The following is a 2,705-nucleotide window of genomic DNA, read 5'->3' as shown; positions in this document are numbered from 1 at the left end:
CGTGCCGAGGGCGGGGCGCTCGGCCTCGCCGACCTGGCCGCCTACCGGGTGCGCGAGGTCCCGGTGTGCTCGGCGGACTTCGCCGGGTACGTCGTGAATGGACGCCGTGACCTGTCGGGCACCGTCGACACGCTGCGCCGCATCGATTCCGGCCTGTGGCTGGAGCCCGGCAAGCGCGCCGTGGCCGCCGCCGACGCGCTCACCACCGCGGACGACGGCCAGCTGGGCGACACCACCAACGTCTCGGTGGTGGACGCCGCGGGCAACGCCTGCGTGGTCACCACGACGCTCGGGATCGGCTCAGGAGTCTGGCCGCGGGGCACCGGAATCCACCTCAACTCGATGCTGGGCGAGGGCGAGTTGCTGTGCGGGCCTTCGGTTCCCGGGGCCCGGATGTCCAGCATGATGTCGCCGCTGGTGGTGCGCGACGCCGCCGACGGGCGCGTGGTGCTGGCCGCCGGCGCGGCGGGGGCCTCGCGGATCCGCACCGCCCTGGTGCACACCCTCACCGGCGTGCTGGCGGACGGGCTGTCGACGGCCGAGGCGATCGCCGCCCCCCGCTTCCACCCCGTGGAGTCCACGGTGCACGCCGAGGAGGGGCTGGACGGCGAGGTGTGCGGCGCCCTGGAGCGCGCCGGATACCAGCTGGTGACCTGGGATCGCGACGTCCACTACTTCGGCGGCGTCAGCGCCGTCGGCGACGCCGGTGCCGCGGGGGACCCGCGACGGGACGGAGCGGGTCGATTGGCACAGCCGCGACGGGACGGAGCGGGTCAATTGGCACAGCCGCGACGGGACGGGACGGGTTCTATTTGTGGGTCGGACGCACCGAGTCGAGCACCTCGTTGACCACCTTGTCGTACTGCTTGTGGGTGCCCGGTATCGACACGTACAGCACCGCGGCGTCCTTGCGCCCCACGTCGATCAGGGCCACACCCACCCGCTCGTTGGTGGCCGTCAGCCCGTCCTGGTGGAACCTCACCTCGAACTCCCGCACCCACGCCGGGCGCCCGCCCAGGGTGGCGGCCTCGTCCCGCAGCGACTTGAACTTGTTGGGCTGCGGGTAGTAGCTCTTGCGGACGTCGGCGACGACCTGTTGCGAGACGCACTTGAGGTCCAGGTCCGTGCCGTCGTTGACCGCCGCCGGGACGTGACCGGACAGAATGGACGCCAGGTAGTCGCCCTCCGAGTAGGTCTCGGTGACGAAGTACTGCCCGGCGATGTACTTGATGTGCAGCTCGCCCTGGTTCCAGTCGCCCTGGTCCCAGTTTCGCCACGGCGAGCCGTACGCCTTATAGCTGATGCCCGACTCGGTGTCGACCGTCCGCTGGCCGCCGGAGTCCTCAGGCACGTCGCCCTGGGGCGGCTTCTTGGTGGGGGGCGGGCACTTCTGGGCCAGCGGCGGCTTGCTGTCGTCGGGGCCGCCGGGCGTGTTGGGCGTGTTGCCCGGCACGCCGGTGGTCAGCGACAGGATCAGCACGACCACCAGCCCGACGATGACGATGCCGCCGCCGACGGCGGCGAACAGCAGCAGGGTGCGCTTCTCGTTGCCGGCGGCTTTGCGCTTCGGCGTGTCGGGTTCGAGGTCGATCACGTCAACAAGTGTCTCCGATACCGTCCAGAGGTCAAATCACAGGCGGTTGTTGTCGGCTTATGGACGCGAGTTCGTTCGTTACAGATTTGAGTATGGACAATCATAAGTATTCCTGAAAGGGTGAGCTTGCCCCTTTTTGAATGTCCATTACTGACCCCCGGAGGTATGGATGCGCCAACTGATGCGGCTCGGACTGGTTGTGGCCGCGGCGGGACTGATCGTCGGTCTCACCGCGGTTCCATCTCAGGCCGCCGCTACAAATTATGTGGCCCTTGGAGACTCGTACTCCTCTGGCACCGGAACCCGAGAATACTTCGACAGCGACTGTCAAAAGTCGAACTACGCGTACCCCGCGCTGGTGGCGAAGGCCCAGGGATACAACCTGGACTTCGAGGCCTGTTCCGGTGCCGTCGTCGACGACATCCGCAAGAACCAGGAGGGTGGGCTCAACGGCGACACCGGCCTGGTGACGATCTCGGTCGGCGGCAACGACGCCGGTTTCTCCAGCGTCATCACCAAGTGTGCCGAGCCCTGGGTCAGCTGCAACGGCGAGATCGACACCGCGCAGACGTTCATCAAGAACGAGCTGCCCGGGCGCCTCGACGCCGTGTACGGCGACATCTCCTCCAAGGCGCCCAACGCCAAGGTGATCGTCGTGGGATACCCGCGGTTGTTCAACGGCGAGGACTGCAACGCCGGGACGTTCTTCAGCCCGGACGAGGAAAAACGCCTCAACGAGACGGCCGACCTGTTGGCCAGCACCGTTAGCGGCGTCGCCTCCAACCACGGCTTCAGCTTCGCCGACGTCCGCGGGCCGTTCACCGGCCACGCCGTGTGCGACGACCCGGAGTGGCTGAACGGCCTGTCGAACCCGATCGGCGAGTCGTACCACCCGAACCGGGACGGCCACGCCCAGGGCTACGCGCCCGCGGTGACCGGCCTGCTCTAACCCCGACCCGGTACTGACGCAGGGCCGTGTTCCGTCCTCACTGGACGGGGCGCGGCCCTGCTTCGTTGAGCGGCTCGGCCAGCCCCTCCAGGTCGGGCAGATCGGTGGGGCGGATCGTGAGATTCTGCCGCACGTAATGGAAAGCGGCGCCCACGCGGGACG

General features: G+C 68.4%; 3 protein-coding genes. 2 read left to right on the top strand and 1 reads right to left on the bottom strand.

Annotated elements, in window-relative coordinates; genetic code table 11:
* Positions 1-849: gamma-glutamyltransferase (locus VE172_RS14280; protein ID WP_324802590.1), on the top strand; the 849-nt coding region annotated here is incomplete at its 5' end.
* Here VE172_RS14280 and VE172_RS14275 read toward each other — a convergent pair.
* On the bottom strand, positions 809-1,594 hold the full coding sequence (locus tag VE172_RS14275; RefSeq protein ID WP_324802589.1) for a hypothetical protein: 786 nt from the start codon (positions 1,592-1,594) through the stop codon (positions 809-811). The two genes, VE172_RS14280 and VE172_RS14275, sit on opposite strands and share 41 nt — an antisense overlap.
* 169 nt (positions 1,595-1,763) lie before the next feature.
* On the opposite strand from VE172_RS14275, the gene VE172_RS14270 reads away from it, so the two are divergent.
* Positions 1,764-2,543: an SGNH/GDSL hydrolase family protein gene (locus VE172_RS14270; protein WP_324802588.1), complete on the top strand. Its 780-nt coding sequence runs from the start codon at positions 1,764-1,766 to the stop codon at positions 2,541-2,543.
* Positions 2,544-2,705: the final 162 nt, after the last annotated feature.

Source organism: Stackebrandtia sp., assembly GCF_035643755.1.
In the GTDB taxonomy this organism is placed as follows: domain Bacteria; phylum Actinomycetota; class Actinomycetes; order Mycobacteriales; family Micromonosporaceae; genus Stackebrandtia.
Note: the sequence above shows the minus strand (reverse complement) of the source record. Positions and strands in the feature narration are given on the sequence as shown.

Bases quoted from the DNA above. Each gene is read 5' to 3' on its own strand.
- VE172_RS14270 (WP_324802588.1), top strand. From the start codon at position 1,764: ATGCGCCAACTGATGCGGCTCGGACTGGTTGTGGCCGCGGCGGGACTG.